The 3552-nt window shown below is 71.6% G+C and carries 4 protein-coding genes; all 4 read left to right on the top strand.

Annotated features, from left to right (window positions below; all coding sequences use genetic code 11):
• Positions 1–26 precede the first annotated feature (26 nt).
• The 4 genes from H5J30_RS22335 to H5J30_RS22320 are packed head-to-tail and all read left to right on the top strand — an operon-like array spanning position 27 to position 3498.
• On the top strand, positions 27–1343 hold the full coding sequence (locus H5J30_RS22335; RefSeq protein WP_181789171.1) for a TadA family conjugal transfer-associated ATPase: 1317 nt from the start codon (positions 27–29) through the stop codon (positions 1341–1343).
• Between the two features lie 6 nt (positions 1344–1349).
• Positions 1350–2270 carry a type II secretion system F family protein gene (locus H5J30_RS22330; RefSeq protein ID WP_181789170.1) on the top strand — a complete coding sequence of 307 codons (921 nt, stop codon included), beginning with the start codon at positions 1350–1352 and terminating at the stop codon, positions 2268–2270.
• On the top strand, positions 2270–3211 hold the full coding sequence (locus tag H5J30_RS22325; protein ID WP_181789169.1) for a type II secretion system F family protein: 942 nt from the start codon (positions 2270–2272) through the stop codon (positions 3209–3211). The genes H5J30_RS22330 and H5J30_RS22325 overlap by 1 nt, the downstream gene beginning before the upstream one ends.
• A 38-nt stretch (positions 3212–3249) precedes the next feature.
• Entirely contained in the window at positions 3250–3498 is a 249-nt protein-coding gene (locus H5J30_RS22320; RefSeq protein ID WP_181789168.1) for a hypothetical protein, read from the top strand.
• The last annotated feature ends 54 nt before the right edge of the window (positions 3499–3552 follow it).

The following is a 3552-nucleotide window of genomic DNA, read 5'->3' as shown; positions in this document are numbered from 1 at the left end:
CCCGGCCCCCGCCATGGAGCCGCCCGATGACCAGCGGACCCGCAGTCGACCACAGCCTCGTCAAACGCTTCCGCCAGGAAGCCGGCGACCGGATAGCCCGCCAGCGCCACGAGGACCAGCTCGCCGGCGTTACCCCCATGTCCGCCGAGGACGAGCGGCACTTCGCCCGCGCCGTCATCGCGCAGATCCTGGAGGACTACGCCCGCGCCGAGATCAACTACGGCCGCACGCCGCTGGACGCCGAGACCGAGGAGGCGTACGCCGCGGCCGTGCACGCCGCCCTCTTCGGCGTCGGCCGGCTGCAGCCGCTGCTGGACGACCCCGAGGTCGAGAACATCGACATCAACGGCTTCGACCACGTCTTCGTCGGCTACGCCGACGGCCGCGAGGCCAAGGCCGACCCGGTGGCCGAGAGCGACGAGGAACTCGTCGAGCTGATCCAGATACTGGGCGCCTACTCCGGCCTGTCGTCCCGGCCCTTCGACTCCGCCAACCCGCAGCTCGACCTGCGCCTGCCCGACGGCTCCCGGCTCTCGGCGGTCATGGACGTCACCCGCCGCCCGGCGCTGTCCATCCGCCGCGCCCGCCTCGGCAAGGTGTTCCTCCCCGACCTCGTCGGCAACGCGACGATCTCCGCGGAGCTGGGCTCCTTCCTGACCTCCGCGGTACGGGCCCGCAAGAACATCATGATCGCCGGCGCCACCAACGCCGGGAAGACGACGCTGCTGCGCGCGCTGGCCAACGAGATCCCCGCCCCCGAGCGCCTGATCACGGTGGAGCGCGCGCTGGAGCTGGGCCTGGACCAGTTCCCCGAGCTGCACCCCAACGTGGTCGCGTTCGAGGAGCGGCTGCCCAACTCCGAGGGCCACGGCGCCATCACGATGGCCGAGCTGGTGCGCAGGTCGCTGCGTATGAACCCGTCCCGCGTCATCGTCGGCGAGGTGCTCGGCGACGAGATCGTCACCATGCTGAACGCGATGTCGCAGGGCAACGACGGCTCGCTGTCCACGATCCACGCCAACAGCTCCTCCGAGGTGTTCAACCGCATCTCGACGTACGCCCTCCAGGCCAGCGAGCGGCTGCCCGTCGAGGCGAGCCAGATGCTGGTCGCCGGCGCCATCGACTTCGTCGTCTTCATCGAGCGCCGCAACCTCTACCACCAGGGCGGCGGCCTCCAGCGCTCGGTCTCCTCGGTGCGCGAGGTCAACGGCGTGGACGGCCGCGTGATGTCGTCGGAGGTCTTCAAGGTGGGCCCGGACGGCCTGCTGCACCCGCACGCGCCGATCCACTGCATCGACGAGCTCATTCCGTTCGGTTACCAGCCCAGCGGGGATTGGAGGTAGCGGCTCATGTACGGCTCGGTCTTCTCCGTCACGATGGGCTACGGGCTGCTCGCCGGCGCGGTGATCGGCGGCGGTGTCGCGCTGCTCATCGTGGCGATCCGCGGGCTGCCGGCGAAGCCGGAGCACGAGAAGCAGCAGGAGGGCGAACGGGCCGCGGAGCTGGTGCGGTTCGCCAGCCAGCGGGCGACGCTCGCGGCGGTCGCCGGGCTGCTGGTGCTGCTGCTGACCCGCTGGCCGGTCGCCGGCCTGGCTACCGGCGTGCTGGTGGCGTTCTGGGACAAGCTCTTCGGCGGCGCGGCGGCCGAGCGGCTGGCGATGAAGCGGGTCGAGGCGCTGGCCCAGTGGACGGAGTCGCTGCGTGACACGATCGCCGGCGCGGTCGGCCTGGAGCAGGCCATCCCGGCCTCCGCCCGCGCGGCGGCGCCCGCGCTGCGGCCGCATCTGGACGCGATGGTCGACCGGTTGCGCTCCCGTACGCCCCTGCCGGACGCGCTGCAGCACCTCGCCGACGACCTCGACGACGCCTCGGCCGACCTGATCATCGCGGCCCTGATCCTCAACGCCCGGCTGCGCGGCCCCGGTCTGCGCGAGGTGCTGGGCGCGCTGGCGAAGTCGGCGCGCGAGGAGGTCGACATGCGCCAGCGGGTGATGGCGCAGCGCGCCTCGACGCGGCGCAGCGTGCAGATCGTCGTCAGCGTCTCGGTGGCGTTCGTGCTCGGCCTGTCGGTCTTCAACCGGGGCTTCGTCGAGCCGTACGGCTCGCCCGTCGGCCAGGCGGTCCTGGCCTGCGTCTGCGGGCTGTTCGCGGCCGGCTTCTGGTGGCTGCGCAAGCTGTCGACGATCGAGACGCCCGAGCGCTTCCTGGCCGGCGCCAAGCAGCAGCCGCAGCAGGTCGCCTTCGTCCGGCCGCGTGAGGAGGTCTCCTGATGGAGTTCCAGGGTGCGGACACACTGACGTACTCCGTCGTCATCGGCGCGGTGATGGGCCTGGGCATCTACCTGCTCGTACGGGCCATCGCCCCCGGCCGCCGCGGCGCCGTGGCGACGGTCGCGCGGGTCGACGCGATGCGCGCCCGCGGCTCCGGCCGGACGACGACGTCCTCGCAGCAGCAGGAGGAGGGGCGCTTCGGGGGGCTGCGCGCGCAGGTCGGGGAGCGGGCCGCGGAGTTCTACATGCGGCAGGGCTGGGAGCAGCGTTCGCTCCGCTCCGACCTGGCGGTGCTGGACCGCTCCTGGGAGAGCTTCCTGGCGACGAAGGTGCTGCTGTCCGCGGTGGGGCTGGTCTTCGGTCCCGGCGTGTACGCGCTGATCTCGGTGGCCGGCTTCGGCCTGAACCCGGTCATCCCGGTCTGGCTCGCGCTGGTCGCCGCCCTGCTCTTCTTCCTCCTGCCCGACCTGGAGGTACGCAGGGACGCCGCCGACAAGCGCAAGGACCTGCGCCGCGTGGTGGGCGCGTACCTGGACCTGGTGGCGATGAACCTCGCGGGCGGGCGCGGCCTGCCCGAGGCCCTGATGGCCGCGGCCGACATCAGCGACGGCTGGGCCCTGCGCAAGGTGCGCAACGCACTCGCCGACGCCCGGATCACCGGCACCAGCCAGTGGCAGGCGCTCGGCAATCTCGGCGACGAGCTGGGGATCGAGGAGCTGAAGGACCTGTCGGCGTCGCTGGCACTGGTCTCCGACGACGGCGCGAAGGTGCGCGAGTCGCTGGCGTCCAGGGCGGAGACCATGAGACATCGCGAGCTTGCCGAAATCGAGGGGGCGGCAGGCGAGAAGTCGCAGTCCATGCTCGTCGCACAACTACTGCTGTGCGCCGGGTTCCTGGTCTTCCTGGTCTATCCCGCGGCCATCCGCGTGCTGCAGGTCTGAGTCATCCCCCCGCTACGCAGAGAGGACGTAACGACGTCATGAAGAACCGCTTCACCAGCACCGGACATCCGGCCGTCGACTTCCTGGTCACCTTCCTGCGCGGCCGCGTGGAGCGCGCCCGCTCGGGCGAACTGGACCGCGGCGCCTCCGCCGTGGAGTGGGTGATCATCTCCGCCATCGTGGTGGCGATCGTCAGCGCGGTCGCGGTCATCATCAACCGCGCGCTGAGCGACGGCGCGTCGGATGTGGAGGACTGCATCCAGAACGCCGGCGCCGACGGCTGCTGAGCCGGTGGCCGGCGGGGTGGGCTGAGATCATGACGACAACGGCACGGCCGCAGG

The sequence above is a fragment of the Streptomyces phytophilus genome (assembly GCF_013870535.1).
Taxonomy (GTDB): Bacteria; Actinomycetota; Actinomycetes; order Streptomycetales; family Streptomycetaceae; genus Streptomyces; species Streptomyces phytophilus.
The sequence above is the reverse complement of the archived record's forward strand: the minus strand, read 5'-3'. Positions and strand labels throughout refer to the sequence as shown.